Raw genomic sequence first — 22,948 nt, 5'->3', positions numbered from 1 at the left:
ACTGTCGACCATGAACTATCAGTTGAACTTTGCCGCCGTGTGGCGCGATTTCGACACCTTGCTGGCGGGGCTCGGTCTTGGCCTGCAACTGGCATTGCTGTCGATCGCCATCGGCTGCGTGATCGGCCTGTTGATGGCGTTTGCCATGCTGTCCAAACATCGTGCGCTGCGCATCTTCGCCTCGGTGTATGTGACAGTGATTCGCAACACGCCGATCCTGGTGCTGATCCTGTTGATCTACTTCGCCTTGCCCAGCCTGGGTATCCGGCTGGACAAGATCCCCTCGTTCATCATCACGCTGTCGTTGTACGCCGGTGCCTACCTGACCGAAGTGTTCCGCGCCGGTCTGTTGAATATTCCCAAGGGGCTGCGTGAAGCCGGATTGGCGATTGGCCTCGGCGAGTGGCGTATCCGTGCGTATATCACCGTGCCGGTGATGTTGCGCAATGTGCTGCCGGCGCTCTCGAACAACTTTATCTCGCTGTTCAAGGACACCTCGCTCGCCGCTGCGATTGCGGTGCCCGAGCTGACCTATTACGCCCGCAAGATCAACGTCGAAAGCTACCGGGTGATTGAAACCTGGCTGGTCACGACCGCGCTCTACGTGGCTGCCTGTTACCTCATTGCCATGTTGCTCCGCTACCTGGAACAGCGTCTGGCGATCCGTCGTTAAGGAGGGTTTTTATGTACGAATCCCCCAGTTGGCTACACGAGTTGTGGGTCGCCCGAGAGACCCTCTGGGCCGGCTTTCAGACCAGCATCTACTGCTCGGCGCTGGCGATTGTCTTTGGCACCCTGATCGGCATCTTCGCCGGGTTGGTGCTGACCTACGGCAAATTCTGGATGCGTGCGCCGTTTCGCCTGTATGTGGATTTGATCCGCGGTACACCGGTGTTCGTGTTGGTGTTGGCGTGTTTTTACATGCTGCCGGCGCTCGGCTGGCAGATCAGCGCGTTCCAGGCCGGTGCCGTCGGGCTCACGCTGTTCTGCGGCTCCCATGTGTCGGAAATCGTGCGCGGCGCACTGCAAGCCATTCCCCGTGGGCAACTGGAAGCGGGCAAGGCGATTGGCCTTACGTTCTACCAGTCCCTGGCCTACGTGCTGTTGCCCCAGGCATTGCGGCAGATCCTGCCGACCTGGGTCAATTCCTCCACGGAGATCGTCAAGGCCTCGACCTTGCTCTCGGTGATCGGCGTGGCCGAGTTGCTGCTCAGTACCCAGCAAGTCATCGCACGTACTTTCATGACCCTGGAGTTCTACCTGTTCGCCGGGTTTATGTTCTTTGTCATCAACTACGCCATCGAGTTATTCGGGCGCTACATTGAAAAGCGGGTGGCCTTGCCATGAACCAACCTCAAACAACCGAGCCGCTGCTGAACATTCGCGGCCTGCGCAAACAATACGGCGATGTGGAAGTGCTCAAAGGCGTCGACCTGTCTATGCAGCGCGGCAACGTAGTGACCTTGATCGGTTCCAGCGGCTCGGGCAAGACCACGCTGCTGCGTTGCGTCAACCTGCTGGAAGAGTTCCAGGGCGGCCAGATCACCCTGGACGGCGAATCCATCGGCTACAGCGACATTGGCGGCAAGCGCGTGCGCCACCCCGAACGCGTCATCGCCCAGCACCGGGCGATGACCGGCATGGCGTTCCAGCAGTTCAACCTGTTTCCGCACCTGACCGCCTTGCAGAACGTCACCCTGGGCCTGCTCAAGGTCAAGAAGATGGGCAAGGATGAAGCCGTGGCTTTGGCGGAAAAATGGCTGGACCGCGTAGGACTTTTAGAGCGCCGCAATCATTTCCCCGGCCAGTTGTCCGGCGGCCAGCAACAGCGTGTCGCGATTGCCCGTGCGATTGCGATGAACCCCAGCTTGATGCTGTTCGACGAAGTCACCTCAGCCCTCGATCCGGAGTTGGTAGGTGAAGTGCTCAGTGTGATCAAAGGCCTGGCGGAAGAGGGCATGACCATGTTGCTGGTCACCCACGAAATGCGCTTTGCCTATGAAGTCTCGGACAAGATCGTATTCATGAACCAGGGGCGGATTGAAGAGCAGGGCTCGTCGAAGGATATCTTCGAGCGGCCTCAATCGCCGCGCCTGGCGGAATTTCTCAAGAACATTCGTTTTTAATCAGGAGCATCGTTTTATGAGCATCACTCGTTACGGAGCCGGCAGTACTGCCGGCGGTGGCCAGCCTCGTCCCTTCGCCCGCGCGGTGGAAGCGGACGGTTGGCTGTACGTCTCGGGCCAAGTGCCTGCGGTGGACGGCGAAATCATCACCGGCGGGATCATCGAACAAACCCGCCAGACCATGCGCAACGTGGTGGCGATCCTCGAAGAAGCCGGCTACGAGCTCAAAGACGTGGTGCGCGTCGGCGTATGGCTGGAAGACCCTCGGGACTTCTGGAGTTTCAACAAGGTCTTCGGCGAATACTTCACACCCGAACATGCCCCGGCGCGGGCCTGTGTACAGGCCAATATGATGGTGGATTGCAAGGTGGAGATTGATTGTGTGGCCTACAAGAAAAAGGGCTAAATTGCCCCACTCTTAAGCACCAGAGATCAAATGTGGGAGGGGGCTTGCCCCCGATAGCGGTGTATCAGTAACAGAGGTGTTGATTGACACGCCGCCATCGGGGGCAAGCCCCCTCCCACAGTGGACCTGCGCCAGCCCTACCATTTCGACCGGACCGAAATTGCCATGACCGAAGACACCATCAAACGCCGCGCCAAAGGCCTGGACCGTGCATTCGACATCCTTGATTTCCTCAAGGAAGTCGGCCAGCCCCTGCGGCCGAATGATATCGCCAGCGGCATTGGCAGCCCCAAGTCCACCGTCTATGAATTGGTCGCATCCTTGCTGGAGCGCCGCATTCTGGAAACCGTGGGCAAGGACGGTCACGTCTACCTCGGTCGCCAGTTGTACTTCCTCGGCCAGGCGCACCTGCGACACTTCGACCTGACTCGCGAGGCCGATCACGCCTTGCAGGAGATCGTCAGCCAGACCCATGAAACCGCGCAGATGTGCCTGCTCAACGGGCGCAAATACACCGTGGCGCTGATGCGCGAAGGCGAGCGGCATTTCCGGATTTCTTCGGACATCGGCGAAAACGCCCCGATCCCCTGGACCGCCTCCGGGCGCCTGCTGCTGGGGCACCTGAGTGACCAGCAAATTGTCGACCTGATCGACCACGATGACTTCATCCTGCCGGACGGCCAGCGTCTGCCGCTGGAAACGTTCCTCGCGCAAATCCGTCAGGCTACCCTCGATGGGTTCTTTTCCTTCGACAGTGTGGCCGACACCTTTACCCATTGCTTTGCCGCCCCGGTGCGGGACGCGCAAGGCATCAGCATTGCGACCCTGTGCATCGTCGCCCCTCGGGCCGATGCGCAAAAAAACTACAACGACTATCGCCGGGTGTTGATCGACAGCGCCAATCACCTGGCGCGTCGCATCAACGAATAGGAGCTTTACATGTCTGCCATCAACGCCGTTGAAAAAGGCGCCGCCGCCGTCGGCGCCCACCTGGTCCGAGACGTCAGCCTGCCGGCCCTGGTGCTGCACCGCGACGCCCTGGAACACAACATCCGTTGGATGCAGGAGTTTGTCAGCAACAGCGGCGCCGAACTCGCGCCCCATGGCAAGACCAGCATGATGCCGGCACTGTTCCAGCGTCAGATCGCCCAGGGCGCCTGGGGTATTACCCTGGCCAACGCCGTGCAGACCCGCGCCGCCTATGCCGGAGGTGTGCGCCGTGTGTTGATGGCCAACCAACTGGTGGGCGCGCCGAACATGGCGTTGATCGCCGACCTGCTGGCGGACAAGGATTTTGACTTCCACTGCATGGTCGACCACCCGGACAACGTCGCCGACCTGGGTCTGTTCTTCGCTGCCCGTGGCCTGCGCCTGAACGTGATGATCGAGTACGGCGTGGTTGGCGGCCGTTGCGGTTGCCGCAGCGAGCAGGAAGTGCGCGACCTGGCCAAGGCGATCAAGGCCCAGCCGGCCCTGGCCCTCACCGGTATTGAAGGCTACGAAGGCGTGATCCATGGCGAGCACGCCGTCAGCGGCATCCGCGACTTCGCCGCCAGCCTGGTGCGCCTGGCGGTGGACTTGCAGAACAACGGTTCTTTCGACTTGGCCAAGCCGATCGTCACAGCGTCGGGTTCGGCGTGGTACGACCTGATCGCCGAATCCTTTGAAGCGCAGAACGCCGCCGGCCGCTTCCTCAGCGTATTGCGCCCCGGCAGTTATGTGGCCCACGACCATGGCATCTACAAAGAAGCTCAATGCTGCGTACTCGACCGCCGCAGCGACCTCAGTGAAGGCCTGCGCCCGGCCCTGGAAGTCTGGGCTCATGTGCAGTCGTTGCCTGAGCCCGGTTTTGCGGTGATCGCCCTCGGTAAGCGCGACGTGGCCTACGACGCCGGGTTGCCGGTGCCACTCAAGCGCTACAAGGCCGGTATTGTGCCGGCGCAAGGCGATGATGTGAGCGCGTGCAAGGTCACGGCCGTGATGGACCAGCATGCGTTCATGGTTGTGGCACCTGGGGTTGAACTGCGCATTGGCGACATCATTTCCTTTGGCACTTCCCATCCTTGCCTGACGTTTGACAAGTGGCAGGTGGGTTGCCTGGTGGATGAACAGTTGCAGGTGATCGAGTCCCTGCATACCAGCTTCTAGATCGCGTCGCTCCTATCGGGGGCAAGCCCCCTCCCACATTTGAAATGTGTTCACACATCAAAGTATGGGAGGGGGCTTGCCCCCGATGAGGCCATCAGCCCCCCCCCCGAGACAGCAGCCATGACCACCCATCCACGCATCGCCCTCATCGGTGAATGCATGATCGAACTGCAACACCGCGCCGACGGTAGCCTGCAACAAAGCTTCGGCGGCGACACCCTGAACACGGCGGTGTACCTGCGCCGTGAGTTGGGCCCGATCGGCAGCGTCGATTACGTCACCGCCTTGGGCGATGACAGCTTCAGCGACGCCATGTGCCAGCAATGGACCGACGAAGGCCTCGGGCTGGGCTTGGTCCAGCGCCTGCCGGGGCGGTTGCCGGGCTTGTACTGCATTCAGACCGACGCCAACGGCGAGCGTAAATTCCTCTACTGGCGCAACGAAGCCGCGGTGCGCGACTGTTTCACCACGCCGGCCGCCGAGCCCATCCTGGCCGCGTTGCCGGCCTATGACGTGGTCTATTTCAGCGGCATTACCCTGGCGGTGCTGGGGGAGGTTGGGCGCGAGCGTTTGCTGCAAGCGCTGGTTGACGCGCGCCGACGCGGCGCTACGGTGGTGTTCGACAACAACTACCGGCCGCGTTTGTGGGCCAGTGTCGAGGCGGCGCGTGCGGCTTATCGCACGGTCTTGGCCGAGGTGGATATCGCTTTGCTCACCGAGGATGACGAGCGCGCTCTGTTTGGCTATGCCGACAGCGAGCAGGTGTTTGCGGCCTATCCGGCGATTGAGGAAGTGGTGCTCAAACGTGGGGCGGATGCGTGTTTGATCCGCTGCGCGCAGGAGCGCTTTGCGGTGCCGGCGTTGAAGGTCGAGAAGGTGGTGGACACCACGGCGGCGGGGGATTCGTTCAGTGCGGCGTATCTGGCCGGGCGGCTCAAGGGTGATTCGCCGGAGGAGGCTGCGTTGGCGGGGCATCGGTTGGCGAGCCGGGTCATCCAGGTACCGGGGGCGCTTATTCCCAGAGACTAAGTGAGTGGCCGCCTGCGGCGGATCGGGCCCACACGTGACCGCATTTCATCTGGAGGAATGCGATCCCTGTGGGAGGGGGCTTGCCCCCGATAGCGGTCTTAAGTCAAAGCCTCAGTCGCGGTAAAACACCTGCACCAAGTGATACCCAAACTTGCTCTTGATCGGCCCGTGAACCACCTTCACCGGCTTTTTGAAAATCACCGCATCAATCGCCCCGACCATCTGCCCCGGCCGCACTTCACCCAAATCGCCGCCACGTTTGCCCGACGGGCAGGTGGAGTACTTCTTGGCCAACACATCAAAGGCTTCGCCCTTGGCAATGCGCTGCTTGAGTTGTTCGGCTTCTTCACTGGTTTTCACCAGGATATGACGGGCTTGGGCTTTCATTGGTCTCTACCAGGTGTGCGACGGCGCGCGATTATGCCTGAACTCATTCGGCTACGTTTATCATGCTGCGGATTTTAGTCGCCAGCAGGTCGATGGAAAACGGCTTGGCCACCATGTCCATCCCATCTTCCAGGAAGCCCTGGCGCTCGGCGGCTTTTTCGGCGTAGCCGGTCATGAACAGCACCTTCAAGCCCGGGCGATGCTGGCGGGCAATCTCCGCCAGTTGCCGGCCGTTCATGCCCGGCAGGCCGACGTCGGTCACCAGCAGGTCCACGCGCAGATCCGACTCCAGCAGTGGCAACGCGGTGCGTGAATCCGCTGCCTGATGCGCGGTGTAGCCCAATTCATCCAGCACATTCACCACCAGCATGCGCACCGCCGCGTCGTCCTCAACCACCACGACTGCTTCACCGGCCAGTGCCACCGGCACTTCGCCGAGGCTGGCGGGCAGGTTGCTTTCCAGTGCGGTGCCATGCAGGCGTGGCAGGTACAGGCGCACGCAGGTGCCCTGGCCAGGTTCGCTCTGGATCGTGACGTGGCCGCCGGACTGCTGGGCAAACCCGTAAATCATCGACAGCCCCAGGCCGGTGCCCTGGCCGATGGGTTTGGTGGTGAAGAAAGGATCGAATGCTTTGGCGAGGATTTTTGGTGCCATGCCGGTGCCGTTGTCGCACACACCGAGCATCACGTAGTCGCCGGCCTTGACCGGTTCGAGGGTGGTTATGTCGGTGCCGTCCAGGTAGCTGTTGGCGGTTTCAATCAACAATTCGCCGCCGTCGGGCATGGCGTCGCGGGCGTTGATCACCAGGTTGAGCAGGGCGTTTTCCAGCTGGCTGGCGTCGGTGTTGACTGGCCAGATGTCTTGACCCAGTTGCACCTTAAGCGTGATATGCGCGCCTTTGGTGCGCTGGAACAGGTCCTCCAGGGACGCTACTAGCTGATTGGGGTCGGTGGGGCGACGGTCCAGTGACTGGCGCCGCGAAAACGCTAACAGACGGTGAGTGAGGGCGGCAGCGCGGTGAGCCGACGACACGGCGGCATCGGTAAAGCGCCCGATTTCCTCACTGCGCCCAGCGACGATATAGCGCTGCATCAGGTCCAGGCTGCCGATAATGCCGGTGAGCATGTTGTTGAAATCATGGGCGATGCCGCCGGTGAGCTGGCCCAACGCTTCCATTTTCTGCGCATGGCGCAATGCATCTTCGGCGCGCTCGCGCTCGAACATCTCGTTTTGCAGGCGTTGGTTGGCCTCGGCCAGGGCCTGGGTGCGCTCGGCCACGCGTTCTTCGAGGTTATCGTTGAGGTGGCGCAGGGCTTCTTCGGTGAGTTTGCGTTCGGTCTCGTCAATCACAAAGATGTAGAAACCATTGACCGAGCCGTCATTGCTGAAACGCGGCAGGTATTTCATCAGCGCATGGCGGGGACGCCCGTCGCGGTGGGGCGTGATGGTCATGAAGCTGCACGCCTTGCCCTTGAGTGCGGCAGCGATCTGGTGTTCGCGCCCGGCATACACTTCGTCGCCCAATACTTCGCGGATGCTCTTGCCGTACAGTTCCTGGGGCGTCATGCCGTACCAATCAAGGTAGGCGCTGTTGTTCAGGCGAAAGCGCTGCTCGTGGTCGACGTAGCCGATCAGCACCGGCATGGCGTTGATGATCAGCTGCAATTCGGTCTGGCTTTGGCGCAGGGCCTGCTCGGTGTGCTTGCGCTCGGTCAGGTCCAGGGCGGCACCGAGGAAACGTGCGGGGCGGCCGTGGTGATCCTTGTAGCAACGGCCTCGGGCAAACACCCAGCGGACTTGGCCATCGGCTTGTTGCAGGCGGTATTCCTCGGCGTATTCGGTGCCGTGGGTGATGCAGTGCTTGATACTGCGCGCCACCGTGGCCCGGTCTTCGGGATGCACACCTTGGAGGTAATCGCTGATGGGCAGCCGGTTCGCGTCGTCGGGGTCGACACCGTGCAAGTAGGCGAAGTGAGCGTCGGCGATAAAGTGATCCTCGCCGATGTCCCAATCCCAGGTGCCCACGGCGTCGGTCGCCGCCAGTGCAAGCTGCAAGCGTTGCTCGGTGTTGTGCTGGGCCTTGCGGCGCTCGTTGGTTTCAATGGCAGTGACGAGGATGCCGGCCACGTTGGCGCTTTCATCGCGGATCGGGCTGTAGGTCAGGTCGAGCCAGATTTCCGTGTCGCGATTATTGCGTTGCAGGACAAAGCGCTGCTCGCTGAAGGTGCGCACCTGGCCGCTGAGCACGGCGTCGTAGACAGGGCCGGTAAAGCTTTCCAGCTCTGGCCACGTCTGGTGCGCCGGTTGGCCCATGGCTTCGGGGTGTTTGTTTCCGGCTAGCAGGGCGAACCCGTCGTTGTAGAGTTGGGTGAGTTGGCTGCCCCACAGCAGGAGCATGGGCATCGGCGAATGGACGACAATATCGACCGCTGTGCGCAGGCTTTGCGGCCAATCATTGGCCTCACCGAGTGGGCTTCGTGCCCAGTCCAGCCGCGCAATTAATGCAGCGGCGTCGCTACCGGTGGATGTTCCTTTCATAAAAAGCCCTGAGCGTAACGCTTTGAAAAATGACAACACCCATTATCCCGTGAGTCGAGAATGGGTGACTACCCCCGAAAAATAGCATGCATTCGGCGTTTGTCTTCAAATGAGTGCGTCAGCGCTGAATCCTTTCATCTTTATGCCAGTTCCGGGCGGTCGCGGAACTGTTCCAATGCCTGCGGGTTGGCCAGGGCGTCGGTGTTCTTGACCGGCTCGCCATGCACAACATTGCGCACCGCCAATTCGACAATCTTGCCGCTGATGGTACGAGGGATATCGCTGACAGCCAGGATTTTGGCCGGCACATGGCGCGGTGTGGTGTTGGCGCGGATCACTTGGCGGATCTGCTGTTGCAACGCCTCATCCAACTCGATGCCCTCATCGAGGCGCACAAACAGCACCACGCGCACGTCGTCTTGCCAGCGTTGGCCGATGGCCAGGCTTTCCAGTACCTGTGGGACTTTCTCCACTTGGCGATAGATCTCCGCCGTGCCGATGCGCACGCCGCCGGGGTTGAGCACCGCGTCGGAGCGGCCGTGAATCAGCAGGCTGCCATTCGGGCGTTGCTCAGCGTAGTCGCCTTGGGCCCACACGCCGGGGAACTGACTGAAATACGAGGCGCGCAGCTTCTTCTGGTCGGGGTCATTCCACAAACCGATGGGCATGGCCGGGAAGTGCCGGGTACACACCAGCTCGCCTTTTTCACCGACCAACGGCTGGCTGTGGTCGTCCCACACTTCAATGGCCATCGCCAGGCTCTTGCACTGCATTTCGCCTCGGCGCACCGGCAACACCGGGTTGCCGATAACAAAGCAGGACACGATATCGGTGCCGCCAGACATGGAGGATAAACACAGCTCGCCCTTGATCTCGCGGTACACATAGTCGTAGCTCTGGGGTGACAGCGGCGACCCGGTCGAGATCAGCCCCTTGAGGCTGCCCAGGTCGTGGCTCAGGCGCGGTTGCAGCCCGGCCTTTTCAAGGGTGGTGAGGAATTTTGGGCTGGTGCCGAACACGCTGATCTTTTCGGCATCAATCAAGTCGATCAGGCGCTCAGGTCCAGGATGAAAGGGTGAACCGTCATACAGCACCGCCGTGGCGCCGATGGCCAGTACCGAGACCAGCCAGTTCCACATCATCCAGCCGCAGGTGGTGTAGTAGAACAGGCAGTCCTCGCGGGACAGATCGGCATGCAGGCCGTGTTCCTTGAGGTGTGTAAGCAATACGCCGCCGGTGCTGTGGATGATGCACTTGGGCACGCCGGTGGTGCCGCTGGAATAGAGGATGTACAGCGGATGATCGAAGGGCACCGCGACAAACTCAGGCTCGCCGCCGGGTTGGTAAAAGTCCTGCCACAGCACAACCTTTGCCTGGGTGCGGTAGTCCTCGACCTGCGCCTCGGGCCGCGCATACGGCACCACAATCAACTGCTCCAGGGACGGCAGCCGTTCGAGGATTTCATTGAGTTTGGCGCTCTGGTCGATGGGTTTTCCGGCGTACCGATAACCGGCGCAGGTAATAAGCACCTTGGGCTCGATTTGGCCGAACCGGTCGATCACGCCTTGGGTGCCGAAGTCCGGCGAGGAGCACGACCAGATTGCGCCCAGGCTGGTGGTGGCGAGCATGCCCACCAGGGTTTGCCAGGTGTTGGGCATGCACGCCGCCACCCGGTCACCGATGCCGACGCCAGCCGACCGCAGACTGTTTTGCAGGCCGGCGACGTGTGCGGCCAGTTCGGCGTAGGTGAGTTGTTCGCGCTGGCCGTCTTCGCTGATCGCGACCACGGCCGGGTGGTGGTCACGCCGACGCAGCAGGTGCTCGGCGAAATTCAGGGTCGCGCCGGGAAACCACTGGGCGCTGGGCATCTCGGCGCCTTCGATCAGTACCGCGCCGGGCGGGCTGCGAAACTGCACGTCGAAGTAGGCGACGATCGCCTGCCAGAAGTCCGGCCGCTGGTCGATGCTCCATTGGTGGAGGGCGGGGTAGTCGCCCAGTTGCAAGGCGTGGCGGTCGTTGATGAAGCGGCGGAACTGGTCCATCCGCGTGTGGCGGATGCGTTCCGGTGAGGGTTGCCAGAGGATCTCGGACATCAGCAAGGTCTCTTGTTCTTATGCAGGTCTTCAAAACAATAGAATTCTACTGTGGGAGGGGGCTTGCTCCCGAAAGCGGAGTATCAGCTAGCCCGTGTGGTACTGACCCACCGCCATCGGGAGCAAGCCCCCTCCCACAATTTAGAACGCCAGTGTCTGGTTTTATTGGGCCAGCCAGCCGCCATCAATGTTCCACGCCGCGCCACGTACCTGCGCACCGGCCTCGCTGCACAAAAACAACACCAACTCACCCAACTGCGGCGGCGTCACAAACTCCAGGGACGGCTGTTTCTCCGCCAGCAAATCATGCTGCGCCTGGTGCGGGTCCACACCTTTGGTCACGCGATCATCAATTTGCTTCTGCACCAGCGGCGTCAGCACCCAGCCGGGGCAAATCGCATTACAGGTCACATTGCTGGTTGCCGTCTCCAGGCCTACCACTTTGGTCAAACCGATCACGCCATGCTTGGCCGCCACATAGGCTGCCTTGCCCACCGAACCGACCAGGCCGTGAACCGAGGCGATATTAACGATACGCCCCCAGCCCTTGGTCTTCATGCCCGGCAGGCTCAGGCGCGTGCTGTGGAACACCGAGGACAGGTTGATCGCGATGATCGAGTCCCAGCGTTCGGCCGGGAACGCTTCCACCGCCGCCACATGCTGAATGCCGGCGTTGTTGACCAGGATGTCCACGCCACCGAACTCACGCTCGGCGTAGGCGAACATTTCGGCGATCTGCGCCGGGTCGCTGACGTCCGCAGGGTGATGCCCCACCTTGCCACCAAACGCCTGCACCTGCGCGATCACCGCGCTGGCGTCGCCGAAGCCGTTGAGGATCAAGTTGGCCCCTGCCTGTGCCAGGCTCAAGGCAATGCCCAGGCCGATGCCACTGGTGGAGCCGGTGACCAGGGCGGTCTTGCCATTCAAAGTCGTCATGAAAACCTCACACAATGCCGGTGGCGTAGAAAGTACCGATCACCACGAACACCGCGAGGGTCTTGATAATCGTGATGCCGAAAATGTCTTTGTAGGCTTCGCGGTGGGTCAGGCCGGTCACCGCCAGCAGGGTGATCACCGCGCCGTTGTGGGGCAGGGTGTCCATGCCGCCGCTGGCCATGGCCGCGACCCGGTGCAGCACTTCAAGGGGAATATTGGCCGCATGGGCCGCCGAAATAAAGCTCTCGGACATGGCCGCCAGGGCGATGCTCATACCGCCCGACGCGGAACCGGTGATACCGGCCAGCAGGGTCACGGTAATTGCTTCGTTGACCAGCGGGTTGGGGATGCCCTTGAGCCAGTCCGCCAGCACGAGAAAGCCTGGCAGCGAGGCAATCACCGCACCAAAACCGTATTCCGACGCGGTATTCATTGCTGCCAGCAAGGCGCCGCTGACCGCACTTTTGCTACCTTCGGCGAGCTTGCTTTTGATCGCCGACCAGCCGAAGGCCAGCACCATCAAGATCCCGACCAGCAACGCCGCCTGCACCGCCCAGATCGCGGTGAGCTTGGCGATTTCAGTGGTCACTGGCGCGCTCATGCCCGGCAGGCTGAGGCTGTGGGTCTTGCCGTACCACTGCGGGATCCAGTGGGTGAACAACAGGTTCATCACGCCCACCAGGATCAGCGGCGACAGCGCGATCCACGGATTGGGCAGAGTGAGGTTTTCGGCGGTCTCAGGCTCGTTGCGCAACTCAGTGCCATAGCCTTCACCCGCGCGCTGGGCCTTGTTGCGTTGGCGCGCCAGGTACAGCATGCCGGTGCAGAACACGAAGATCGTGCCGATCAACCCCAGCCACGGCGCCGCCCAGGCGGTGGTGTTGAAGAAGGTGCTGGGGATGATGTTCTGGATCTGCGGCGTGCCGGGCAGGGCATCCATCGTGAACGAGAATGCGCCGAGGGCGATAGTCGCCGGAATCAGGCGCTTGGGGATATTGCTCTGGCGGAACATCTCCGCCGCGAACGGGTACACCGCGAACACCACCACAAACAGCGATACGCCGCCGTAGGTGAGCAGGGCGCAGACCAGCACGATCACCAACATCGCCTGACGCGTGCCAAGCAAGCGAATCGCAGCGGCCACGATGGAGCGCGAGAACCCCGACAACTCGATCAACTTGCCGAAGACCGCACCGAGCAGGAACACCGGGAAATACAGTTTGATAAAGCCGACCATTTTCTCCATGAACACCCCGGTAAAGGCGGGGGCGACAGCGGACGGGTCGGTGAGCAGTACCGCGCCAAGGGCGGCGATGGGGGCAAACAGGATAACGCTATAGCCACGGTAGGCGGCCAACATCAGCAGCGCGAGCGCGGCCAGGGCAATGATCACACTCATGGTGTGTCTCCATCGGATTGTTATTTTTGTGGGTGAAACTGTGGGGAGGGCTATAGCGAGATGTGTGCCATATTTTCAAGTTATTGAAATATATGGATATTTTTTAATTTCTTTCGAGTGTTTTTGGGTTTTGTCTCAATTTCGAGACAAGCGAAGATCAAATGTGGGAGGGGGCTTGCCCCCGATAGCGGTGCATCAGCCAGCATATGTGTTGACTGACCTGATGCTATCGGGGGCAAGCCCCCTCCCACATGGATTGTCTTTATATGGAGAACTTAGTCTCTTTGTGGAGATTAGGCGATGCCCAGTGCCACCATCTTCTTGTACAACGTCGACCGTCCCAGCCCCAATCGCCTGGCCGCCTCGACCACGTTGCCGTCACAGGCCTTAAGTGCCGTCGCAATCAGCTGTCGATCAAACCGCTCCCGCGCCGCCGCGAATGTCTCGCCCTCAACCGTTGCGACCGCGCCGCGCTCCACGGGGCTGAACGTGCCGATCGCCGCGCGAATGTCCGTGGCATTCAACACCAAGTCATCACTCAGCAACGCCGCCCGCTCCAGCACATTACGCAGCTCACGGATGTTCCCTGGCCACGCATGCTGTGCCAACAGCGCCAGAGCCTCGCGGTCCAGCTCATGCTGGCTGCGCAGTTCTTCGAGGATCGCCTCGCTCAATGCCGGAATGTCCTCCAACCGATCACGCAGTGGCGGCACGTGGATCGGCAACACATTCAGCCGGTAATACAAATCGGCGCGAAACTCACCACGCTTGATCGCCGCTTCCAGGTCCATGGAGGTCGCCGCGATTACCCGCGCATCGCTGTGCAGCATCTCGTTGGAACCCACCGGTTCGAATTCCTTTTCCTGCAACACCCGCAGCAATTTGCTTTGCAGCGGCAGCGGCATATCCCCGATTTCATCGAGGAACAGCGTGCCGCCCTGGGCAATCTGGAATTTGCCTGGACGGCCCTTGCGATCAGCGCCGGTAAAGGCGCCTGGCGCGGTGCCGAAGAATTCGGCTTCGAGCAGGTCGTGGGGAATCGCCGCGCTGTTGACGCTGACAAACGCCTTGTGCGCCCGTGGCGAGGCACCGTGGATGGCCTGGGCCAGCAACTCTTTGCCGGTGCCGGTTTCGCCGAGCAACAACACCGGCGACTCGGCACTCGCGCTGCGCCGGGCACGGCGTTTGACCTCAAGGCTGGCGGCGCTGGTGCCGATAAAGTGCGCGAAGTTGTACTTGCTCTGGCGTGAGCGCAGCAGCGAGCGGGTGGAGGCCAGCTCCTGCTGCATGCTCAGGTAACGTTCGATCAACGGCGACAGGTTGCGCAGTTCATCGAACAACGCGAAACCAATCGCGCCGATCACCGCGCCAGCGTCGTTGTGGATCGGCAGGCGCATCACCACCAACGGGCCTTTGGGTGTGTCCTGGATATCCAGCAGGATCGGCTGGTCGTTACGTACCACTTGGCGCAACAGGCTATTGGAAATCACCTGCTCGCACGGCTGGCCGATGGCCTCGTCAGCGCTTTTGAGGCCGAAGCGCTTGGCGTATCGCTCGTTCATCCACACGATATTGGCGTCGCGGTCGACAATCACCGTGCCTTCGCTGGACTGCTCGATGATCTCGAACAGCGACTGGATCGCCAGGCCGCGAACCTGTTGGTAGTCCTTGAGGCTGGTGCTCATGTCGACAGCCCGCACGCCGCCGCCAGCAACTCCTTGGTGTAGGGATGTTGTGGCGATTCGAACACATCATGGCTCGCGCCGCGCTCCACCACCTTGCCGTCCTTGATCACGATCATGTCGTGGGCCATGGCGCGTACCACGGCCAGGTCGTGGCTGATGAACAAGTAGGTCAGGCCGTACTTTTCCTGCAGCTCGCGCAGCAGTGCAACCACCTGTTTTTGCACCGTGCGGTCAAGCGCTGAGGTCGGTTCGTCCAGCAGCATCAGTGCGGGTTTCAACACCAGGGCGCGGGCGATGGCGATGCGTTGGCGCTGGCCGCCGGAGAATTCATGGGGGTAGCGATGGCGGCTGGCGGGGTCTAGGCCCACGTCCTTGAGCACCTGGATCACTTGCGCGTCGCGGTCGGCGAGGCTGCACGGCGCGTGGACTTCCAAGCCTTCGCTGATGATTTGCTGTACCGACATACGCGGGCTGAGGCTGCCGTAAGGGTCCTGGAAAACCACCTGCATCTGTTTGCGCCAGGGGCGCATTTGCTGATGGTTCAGCGGGTCGAGGGCTTCACCCTGGAAGCGGATGCTGCCGGTGGAATCCAGCAGGCGCAGGATCGCCTGGCCCAGGGTGGATTTGCCCGAGCCGGACTCGCCGACAATCCCCAGGGTCTTGCCGCGCTGCACGTTGAGGCTGATACCATCCACGGCGCGCAGGTAGGTTTTGCGCCGAAACAGCCCACCGCCGAGGGGGAACTCTACGGTCAGGTCATCCACTTCCAACACGGTCTCGCGCGGATCGCTGCACAGCACATCGCCGGACGGCTCGGCGTCCAGCAACAGGCGGCTGTAAGGGTGTTGCGGCGCCGTGAACAAGGTCTCGCAGTCAGCCTGCTCGACAATCTCCCCGGCGCGCATCACGCACACGCGCTGGGCGATGCTGCGCACCAGGTTGAGGTCATGGCTGATCAACAGCAGCGACATACCCAGGCGCTGTTGCAAGGACTTGAGCAGCAGCAGGATCTTGCGCTGCACGGTCACGTCCAGCGCGGTGGTGGGTTCGTCGGCAATCAGCAACTCCGGCTCGCAGGCCAGGGCCATGGCGATCATCACGCGTTGGCGTTGGCCGCCGGACAGTTGGTGCGGATAAGCCTTGAGGCGCTCCTGGGGTTTCTGGATGCCCACCAGTTCGAGCAGTTCAAGGATGCGCGCCTGCGCCGCCTTGCCGCCCATGCCCTTGTGCAGCAGCAACGTTTCGCCGATTTGCTTTTCGATGCTGTGCAGCGGGTTGAGGGAGGTCATGGGCTCCTGGAAGATCATCGCGATACGGTTGCCGCGCAGTTTCTGCAGGGTCGCCGTCGACGCGCCGACCAACTCCTGGCCGCGATATTTAACCGACCCCGTGGTAGCTGTGCCGGCTTCGGGCAGCAATTGCAGGATCGAATGGGCCGTCACCGACTTGCCCGAGCCCGACTCGCCTACCAGTGCCAAACACTCGCCGGGGCGCACGTCCAGGCTCAGGTTACGCACCACGGTCTGGCCGCTGAAGGCGACACTGAGGTCGCGGATTTCGATCAGGTTCATAGGGACTCACTCATGAACGTGGGTCGAAGGCGTCACGCAACGCCTCGCCAATAAAGACCAGCAGCGACAGAATCAGCGCCAAGGTGAAAAACGCCGTCAGGCCCAGCCATGGCGCTTGCAGGTTCTGCTTGCCCTGGGCGATCAGTTCGCCCAGGGATGCGCTGCCCGCCGGCATGCCGAAGCCGAGGAAATCCAGGGCGCTCAAGGTGGAAATCGCGCCGGTCAAAATAAACGGCAGGTAGCTCAAGGTGGCGGTCATCGCATTCGGCAGGATATGTCGGCGGATGATCTTGCCATCGCCCAGGCCCAGCGCCCGTGCAGCCTTGACGTATTCCAGGTTGCGCCCGCGCAGGAACTCGGCGCGCACCACGTCCACCAGGGCCAGCCAGGAAAACAGCGCCATGATCCCTAGCAACCACCAGAAATTGGGCTCGACAAAGCCCGACAGAATGATCAGCAGGTACAGCACCGGCAGACCGGACCAGACCTCAAGTACCCGCTGGCCGATCAGGTCGACCCAGCCGCCGTAGTAACCCTGCAAAGCCCCCGCGGCGATGCCAATGGCTGCGCTGATGGCCGTCAGCGCCAGGGCGAACAGGATCGACACCCGCGCGCCGAAAATGACCCTCGCCAGCACGTCGCGGGACTGGTCATCGGTGCCCAGCCAGTTCACCGCCGAGGGCGGGCTGGGGGCAGGGCGGGTCAGTTCGTAGTTGGGGGTGTCATCGCTGAAAGGGATCGGCGGGAACAACATCCAGCCGCCGTCCTGTTTGATCAGCTTTTGCACATAGTCGCTGCGGTAGTCGGCCTGGAACGGCAGCTGGCCGCCGAACTGCTGCTCGGTGTAACGCTTGAACACCGGGAAATACAGTTCGTTCTTGAAACTCAGCACCAGGGGTTTGTCGTTGGCGATCAGTTCGCCGCCGAGGGTCAGGATAAAGAGGCCGATAAACAGACACAGCGACCACCAGCCACGGCGATTCTTCTTGAAACGCTCGAAGCGTCGGCGTGCCACGGGAGACAAGTTAAGCATCAGGCGTTCCTCGCGGCGAAGTCGATACGCGGGTCCACCAGGGTGTAGCAGAGGTCACCGATGAGTTTTATCAGCAGGCCGAACAGGGTGAAGATAAACAGCGAACCGAACACCACCGGGTAATCCCGCGAAACCGCCGCTTCGTAGCTCATGCGACCGAGGCCATCCAGGGAGAAAATCACCTCGATCAGCAAGGATCCTGCAAAAAACACGCTGATAAATGCCTGGGGAATCCCCGAGATCACCAGCAGCATGGCGTTGCGGAACACATGTCCATACAGCACCCGTCGTTCGCTCAAGCCTTTGGCCCGCGCGGTCACCACGTATTGGCGGGTGATTTCATTGAGGAACGAGTTTTTGGTGAGAATGGTCAGGGTGGCGAATCCGCCGATTACCAAAGACGTCACCGGCAACACCAGGTGCCAGAAGTAGTCGGCGATCTTGCCCACGGTGCTCAGTTCTTCGAAGTTCTCCGACACCAGTCCGCGCACCGGGAACCAGTTCAGGGAGGTGCCGCCGGCGAACACCACGATCAGGAACATCGCGAACAGGAACGCTGGCATCGCATAGCCGATCACGATGGCAGTGCTGCTCCACACATCAAAGCTGCTGCCGTGGCGCACCGCCTTACGTATACCCAGCGGGATCGACACCAGGTAAGTGATCAGCGTGGCCCACAGCCCGAGGGAAATGGTGACGGGCATCTTTTCCAGGATCAGGTCGATCACCGTCGAGCCGCGAAAGAAGCTGTTGCCGAAATCCAACTGGGCATAGCTCTTGAGCATCAGCCATAGGCGTTCCGGTGCGGACTTGTCGAAGCCGTACTGTTTTTCAATGTCCTTGATCAGCTTCGGGTCCAGGCCCCGACTGGACCGCGAGCCGCTGCTGATACCTTCGCCGGATGAGCCGCCGACACCGCCGCCGCCAATCCCCTGCAAGTGGGCGATGGCCTGTTCCACCGGGCCACCGGGGGCGGCCTGCACGATCACGAAATTCACCAGCAGGATGATCACCAGGGTTGGGATGATCAGCAGCAGGCGCCGCACGATATAGGCAAACATCAGCGCGCTCCTCCGCGTTTTTTCAGTTCGGCATTCATCTGCTCAGTGGTCAGAGGTGTGGGGCTGACTTCCCACCAGGTTTCCAGGGCCTCGTCATTCTTGGCCTCGATGGCCGGGCGGCCGAAACGGTTCCACCAGGCGGCGGACGTACCGGGCGGGTAGTAATTGGGGATCCATAGGTAATTCCATTGCAGCACCCGGTCCAGAGCATGGGCGTAGGTGAGCATCTGCGCCTGTGTGTCGGCTTTGACCAGACCTTTGATCAAGGCGTCAACCGCCGGGTCCTTGAGCACCATGTAGTTGTTTGCGCCCGAATCAAAAGCGGCGCTGGAACCAAAGTAGTTGTACAGCTCCATGCCCGGCGAGGTGGTGACAGGAAACCCGGTGACGATCATGTCGTAGTCCCGTGTCATCAAACGGTTGACGTACTGAGAGGAGTCGATGCGACGGATATTAAGGGTGATGCCGATCTGCGCCAGGTTGCGTTTGTACGGTAGTAACAGTCGCTCCAGACCGGCCTGCGCATTGAGGAAGGTGAACTCAAGCGGTTCGCCTTCGGCGTTTACCAGCTTGTCGCCGTTGGGTTTCCAACCGGCCTCTTCCAGCAGGGCCAGGGCTTGGAGCTGTTCTTCACGGATCATGCCGCTGCCGTCGGTGACCGGTGCCTTGAACACCTGGGTAAACACCTCGTCAGGGATCTGCCCACGCAACGGTTCAAGAATCGCCAGCTCTTCCTGGGTGGGCAGTTGGGTCGCCGCCAGCGGGCTATTAGAGAAGAAACTCTGCTGACGGATGTACATATTTCGCATCATCTGCCGGTTGGCCCATTCGAAATCCCACAGCATTGCCAAGGCCTGGCGCACGCGGCGGTCTTTGAATACTGGCTTCTGCACGTTGAAGACATAGCCTTGGGCCGGTTGCGGCATTTCCTTGGCCAGGTGAGCGCGTTGCAGGCGGCCATCGTCCAGGGCAGGGCCGTTGTAGCCGATGGAGTAGCCGGTGGCGGAAAATTCACGATTGAAATCGTAGGCGCCGCCTCGCAGCACCTGGCGGGCTACTTCGGTATCACCGAAAAACTCCAGGCTCAGGTGATCGAAGTTGTACAGGCCGCGGCTGACGGGCAAGTCTTTGCCCCACCAGTCCGGGTCGCGAGTAAAGGTAATGGTGTTGCCGGAGTCGACCTTGCTGACTTTGTACGGGCCGCTGCCCAGTGGTGCTTCGTAGCCGCCGCCATTGGCGAAGTCGCGGGTCTTCCACCAGTGCTCCGGGAACACCGGCAGGGTGGCGATATCCAGGGGGAGGGTGCGGTTTTCGTTGCTGGAAAAGTCGAAGCGCACCTGGCGCTCACCTTCCACTTCGACGTGCTTGACGTCGGCGAACAGTGTGCGAAAACGCAGGCTGCCTTGGGTCATTAATAAATCAAAGCTGTAGCGTACGTCTTCGGCGGTGATGGGTTTGCCGTCGGCAAAGCGCGCCTTTGGGTTCAGGTAGAAACGCAGGGACAGGCCGTCCTCGGCGCGCTCCATTTTTTCGGCGACCAGGCCGTAGACCGTATAGGGTTCGTCCAGAGAGCGCAGGGCGAGGGGCGCGTAGAGCCAGCCGTCAACCTGTGACACGCCGATGCCTTTGTCGATATAGGGCAGCACATGATCGAAGCGTCCGATTTCGATGGCCGAGCGCCGCAGGCTGCCGCCCTTGGGCGCGTTGGGGTTGGCGTAGTCGAAATGGGTAAAACCAGCGGGGTACTTGGCTGGTTCGCCGTACACCGTCAGTGACGGTTGGGGGGCCGCGATCACGGCGGTGCTGGCCAGCAGCAGGGCGAGGGTAGAGCGAAATAGAGTCGAAAAGGCCAATCGCATTATCAGTCTTGAACGCCGGAAGAACAGGAATAGGGATTTGTACGCTAACGGCATCAGCGTCGCCAGTCATCACATGCACAACGGCCCACCAAAAGGCGGGCCGTTGTTTGTCGCATCAGCGTGGACTGGATCAGTCCTGGCGGCTGGTGACTTCCAGCAGGTGGTAGCCGAACTGGGTTTTCACCGGGCCTTGCACGGTGTTGACCGGGGCGCTGAAAACTACGGTGTCGAATTCTTTAACCATTTGGCCTGGACCGAACGAACCCAGGTCGCCGCCTTGACGGCTGGATGGGCAGCTGGAGTTGGCTTTGGCGATTTCTGCGAAATCGGCGCCGCCTTCGATTTGGGCCTTGAGTTCGTTGCACTTGTCTTCAGTGGAAACGAGGATGTGACGGGCGGTGGCTTTGGCCATGGGGAGTAACTCCTTGAGTAAAAAGGGTGAGCGTACCGGATTCAGGCGGTTATTTCCTGGCAAAGTTCCCGGTATTTGATCGGCCGGTCTCAGGGCAGCACGATATAGTCGTTGCGCTGCAGGATTGCCCGGTGCGGTGCCTGGACGAGGTGCAGGTAGCGCCCGTCGACCAGGTCGATGGGCAGGCAGTCATCGATATCCAGCACGCCGTCGGTGTGACCCTGGGACCAATGCCCCAGCATCTGTTGCTTGCCCATGCGGGTGGCTTCCTGTTTGTTGCGCGCGACCACCAGCAGGTAATGATGGGCCTCGCCAAAGGTGTTCGCTTCGTACCCGCCAAGGTTGATGAAGTACAAGTGATGGGCGCCGGCCTGGGGCGCCAGGTGGCTGAGTTCGACCTTCCAGCCGTCGACGCCATCCACGGCCATCCAGGAATCGATATGCACGCCCTTGGGGCTGCCAAACCAACCGTCGCGCAATTGCGGGTAAGTGGCTTCCAGCGTATCCGCAGCGGCGAACACCACATCGTGAACTTCGATTTTCGCCCTGGGGTGCTTGCCCCCGAGCATCACGATAAACAGCATTGCGGGTCTTTCCTCGCGACTTGGCAAAGGGCAACCATACTTCGATTGAACCCTTTTGTCCGACCAATGCCACACTGTTAATCCGCGAACTCATCAGGAGGTTGTCATGCGTACTATTGATCTGGCCGGCGTTCCCGTCCCTGTCATCGGCCAGGGAACCTGGCGCATGGGCGAAAACCCGGACCAGCACCGCGCCGAAGTCGCCGCGTTGCAACTGGGGATCGACGAGGGCATGACCCTGATCGATACCGCCGAAATGTACGGCGAGGGCGGCGCCGAAACGGTGGTTGGCGAAGCTATCCGCGGCAAACGTGACCAGGTGTTCCTCGTGAGCAAAGTCTACCCGCACAATGCCAGCCACAAGGGTGTGCCGCGGGCCTGCGAAGCCAGCCTCCAGCGGCTGGGCACTGACTACATCGATCTGTACTTGCTGCACTGGCGTGGCCAATACCCGCTTGAAGAAACCGTTGAAGCCTTCGAGCGTCTGCGCGAAGCCGGCAAGATCGGTCGTTGGGGTGTCTCCAACTTCGACGTGGCAGACCTGCAGGAGCTTGCCTCCCCAGCCTGTGCAACCAATCAGGTGCTCTACAACATCGAAGAGCGCGGCATCGAGTTCGATCTGCTGCCCTGGTGGCAGCAACATCACTTGCCCTTGATGGCGTACTGCCCGATCGCGCAAGGCGGTGAGTTACTGTCCAGCGCGACGCTCAAGCAGATCGCCCATCGTCATGAGGTCACACCGGCGCAGGTCGCTCTGGCCTGGGTGTTGCGCCAAGAGGGCGTGATCGCCATTCCCAAGGCTGTGTCGCCGGAGCACGTGCGACTGAACGCAGCCGCCGCCAAACTGGTGCTCGATGAGCATGATCTAGACGCCATCGACCGCGTCTTCGGCGCGCCCAAGCGCAAGCATCCGCTGGCGATGGTCTAACCCGCTGGCAGAAACGGCGCCGTCCCTGGCGCCCGTTCCTGCGTGGGGCCGGGTTAACCGGCTACCGGGCTGCGCCAGTCATCCGACCCGGACGTGCCGGACACTTCGTGGGTCCATACGATCTTGCGATAGGTGAAGTACACGTCCTCCAAGTGTGTGAAGTGGGCATTGCTCGGGTCCTGGCAGTTGGGCATGCGTGATTGGATGTCCACGATGGTTGCCCCTTCCAGTTCGATGGTGAAGTAGTGCTCCTGTGCTCCGGCAGATGTGCTGCGCATCCATTCCAGGCGGCACGTGACCTGCTCACCGCTGGTCAAGGCGCTGAACAGGAGTGGTGATGACTTATCGAAGACCTTACTGATCATCAGCGGTTTGTGAACCCTCTGGCCGGTTGGTTGACCGGACTGTGGGTCCCGCGGAACGACTACTTGGTGGGAAAAGGCCTGGACCAGGATCTGGTCTGCATGGCCCTGCTGATAAGTGTTGCCTACAGAGTCCTGAGTAAATGTGCCTGCCGTAATCAAACCCTGTTTGACGCCGGTGATAGAGAGATACGCGGGTGTTGGCATGACGGGTTTCCTTGCCTGATTGAAAGGTCGTTCACACCGGCGACTGCGCCGGTTGGAGAAATGCCTATAACAAGAAACGTGCCTGAAAGTGTGGGAACCAATAAGTACTTGGTGTCCGTTGAGTGTCTGCGCGGCATGTAGAAAGTTATTGAGGGGTTGGAGGTGGTTTGTCGGGTATTAATT

The 22,948-nt window shown here is 61.1% G+C and carries 21 protein-coding genes; 8 read left to right on the top strand and 13 right to left on the bottom strand.

From position 1 onward, the window contains the following. Positions 1–10: 10 nt before the first annotated feature. The 7 genes from LRO94_RS16320 (at position 11) to LRO94_RS16290 (ending at position 5,709) form a co-directional block, all read left to right on the top strand. The gene (locus tag LRO94_RS16320) at positions 11–673 is read left to right on the top strand and encodes an amino acid ABC transporter permease (RefSeq protein ID WP_065878346.1); all 663 of its coding nucleotides are present in this window, start codon (positions 11–13) and stop codon (positions 671–673) included. Positions 674–684: 11 nt separating this feature from the next. Further along, positions 685–1,347: an amino acid ABC transporter permease gene (locus tag LRO94_RS16315; RefSeq protein WP_122680719.1), complete on the top strand. Its 663-nt coding sequence runs from the start codon at positions 685–687 to the stop codon at positions 1,345–1,347. Beyond that, complete coding sequence (locus LRO94_RS16310) at positions 1,344–2,126, top strand: amino acid ABC transporter ATP-binding protein (protein WP_032886550.1); 783 nt, start codon at positions 1,344–1,346, stop codon at positions 2,124–2,126. Before LRO94_RS16315 ends, LRO94_RS16310 begins: the two co-directional genes overlap by 4 nt. A 16-nt stretch (positions 2,127–2,142) precedes the next feature. Continuing rightward, positions 2,143–2,532: a RidA family protein gene (locus LRO94_RS16305; RefSeq protein ID WP_010210958.1), complete on the top strand. Its 390-nt coding sequence runs from the start codon at positions 2,143–2,145 to the stop codon at positions 2,530–2,532. A 165-nt stretch (positions 2,533–2,697) separates the two neighbouring features. Continuing rightward, entirely contained in the window at positions 2,698–3,462 is a 765-nt protein-coding gene (locus LRO94_RS16300; protein WP_032886547.1) for an IclR family transcriptional regulator, read from the top strand. 9 nt (positions 3,463–3,471) lie between these two features. After that, positions 3,472–4,680 carry an amino acid deaminase gene (locus tag LRO94_RS16295; RefSeq protein WP_032886545.1) on the top strand — a complete coding sequence of 403 codons (1,209 nt, stop codon included), beginning with the start codon at positions 3,472–3,474 and terminating at the stop codon, positions 4,678–4,680. A gap of 120 nt (positions 4,681–4,800) precedes the next feature. After that, a complete protein-coding gene (locus LRO94_RS16290; RefSeq protein WP_179178852.1) occupies positions 4,801–5,709 on the top strand; it encodes a sugar kinase in 909 nt (302 codons plus the stop codon). Between the two features lie 111 nt (positions 5,710–5,820). On the opposite strand, the gene LRO94_RS16285 is transcribed toward LRO94_RS16290, so the two are convergent. The 12 genes from LRO94_RS16285 to LRO94_RS16230 all read right to left on the bottom strand — a co-directional run bounded on the left by LRO94_RS16285 (position 5,821) and on the right by LRO94_RS16230 (position 21,268). After that, positions 5,821–6,096 (bottom strand): peptidylprolyl isomerase, encoded by a 276-nt coding sequence (locus LRO94_RS16285; protein ID WP_003174397.1) that lies wholly within the window; start codon positions 6,094–6,096, stop codon positions 5,821–5,823. A 43-nt stretch (positions 6,097–6,139) separates the two neighbouring features. After that, positions 6,140–8,635 (bottom strand): PAS domain-containing protein, encoded by a 2,496-nt coding sequence (locus tag LRO94_RS16280; RefSeq protein WP_032886541.1) that lies wholly within the window; start codon positions 8,633–8,635, stop codon positions 6,140–6,142. A gap of 140 nt (positions 8,636–8,775) precedes the next feature. Continuing rightward, positions 8,776–10,728, bottom strand: coding sequence for an acetoacetate--CoA ligase (locus LRO94_RS16275; protein ID WP_179178853.1), 1,953 nt, complete (start codon positions 10,726–10,728; stop codon positions 8,776–8,778). A gap of 162 nt (positions 10,729–10,890) precedes the next feature. After that, complete coding sequence (hbdH, locus tag LRO94_RS16270; protein WP_032886538.1) at positions 10,891–11,664, bottom strand: 3-hydroxybutyrate dehydrogenase; 774 nt, start codon at positions 11,662–11,664, stop codon at positions 10,891–10,893. A gap of 7 nt (positions 11,665–11,671) precedes the next feature. Then, positions 11,672–13,063, bottom strand: a complete 1,392-nt coding sequence (locus tag LRO94_RS16265; RefSeq protein ID WP_032886537.1) for a GntP family permease — start codon at positions 13,061–13,063, stop codon at positions 11,672–11,674. Positions 13,064–13,356: 293 nt separating this feature from the next. After that, the gene (locus LRO94_RS16260; protein WP_179178854.1) at positions 13,357–14,748 is read right to left on the bottom strand and encodes a sigma-54 interaction domain-containing protein; all 1,392 of its coding nucleotides are present in this window, start codon (positions 14,746–14,748) and stop codon (positions 13,357–13,359) included. Further along, complete coding sequence (locus LRO94_RS16255; protein WP_179178855.1) at positions 14,745–16,319, bottom strand: ABC transporter ATP-binding protein; 1,575 nt, start codon at positions 16,317–16,319, stop codon at positions 14,745–14,747. The genes LRO94_RS16260 and LRO94_RS16255 overlap by 4 nt, the downstream gene beginning before the upstream one ends. Before the next feature lie 10 nt (positions 16,320–16,329). Beyond that, positions 16,330–17,352 (bottom strand): ABC transporter permease, encoded by a 1,023-nt coding sequence (locus LRO94_RS16250; RefSeq protein WP_179178856.1) that lies wholly within the window; start codon positions 17,350–17,352, stop codon positions 16,330–16,332. After that, on the bottom strand, positions 17,352–18,413 hold the full coding sequence (locus LRO94_RS16245) for a microcin C ABC transporter permease YejB (RefSeq protein WP_032886533.1): 1,062 nt from the start codon (positions 18,411–18,413) through the stop codon (positions 17,352–17,354). The genes LRO94_RS16250 and LRO94_RS16245 overlap by 1 nt, the downstream gene beginning before the upstream one ends. Beyond that, the gene (locus LRO94_RS16240) at positions 18,413–20,272 is read right to left on the bottom strand and encodes an extracellular solute-binding protein (protein WP_179178857.1); all 1,860 of its coding nucleotides are present in this window, start codon (positions 20,270–20,272) and stop codon (positions 18,413–18,415) included. Before LRO94_RS16240 ends, LRO94_RS16245 begins: the two co-directional genes overlap by 1 nt. A 130-nt stretch (positions 20,273–20,402) precedes the next feature. Then, positions 20,403–20,684, bottom strand: coding sequence for a peptidylprolyl isomerase (locus LRO94_RS16235; RefSeq protein WP_005788801.1), 282 nt, complete (start codon positions 20,682–20,684; stop codon positions 20,403–20,405). A gap of 89 nt (positions 20,685–20,773) precedes the next feature. After that, on the bottom strand, positions 20,774–21,268 hold the full coding sequence (locus LRO94_RS16230) for a DUF1543 domain-containing protein (protein ID WP_032886531.1): 495 nt from the start codon (positions 21,266–21,268) through the stop codon (positions 20,774–20,776). A 106-nt stretch (positions 21,269–21,374) separates the two neighbouring features. On the opposite strand from LRO94_RS16230, the gene LRO94_RS16225 reads away from it, so the two are divergent. Next, on the top strand, positions 21,375–22,196 hold the full coding sequence (locus LRO94_RS16225; RefSeq protein WP_032886530.1) for an aldo/keto reductase: 822 nt from the start codon (positions 21,375–21,377) through the stop codon (positions 22,194–22,196). 53 nt (positions 22,197–22,249) lie between these two features. On the opposite strand, the gene LRO94_RS16220 is transcribed toward LRO94_RS16225, so the two are convergent. Beyond that, positions 22,250–22,765, bottom strand: a complete 516-nt coding sequence (locus LRO94_RS16220; protein WP_032886529.1) for an Hcp family type VI secretion system effector — start codon at positions 22,763–22,765, stop codon at positions 22,250–22,252. Positions 22,766–22,948: the final 183 nt, after the last annotated feature.

The sequence above is a fragment of the Pseudomonas sivasensis genome (assembly GCF_021391435.1).
Classification (GTDB): Bacteria; Pseudomonadota; Gammaproteobacteria; order Pseudomonadales; family Pseudomonadaceae; genus Aquipseudomonas; species Aquipseudomonas sivasensis.
Note: the sequence above shows the minus strand (reverse complement) of the source record. Positions and strands in the feature narration are given on the sequence as shown.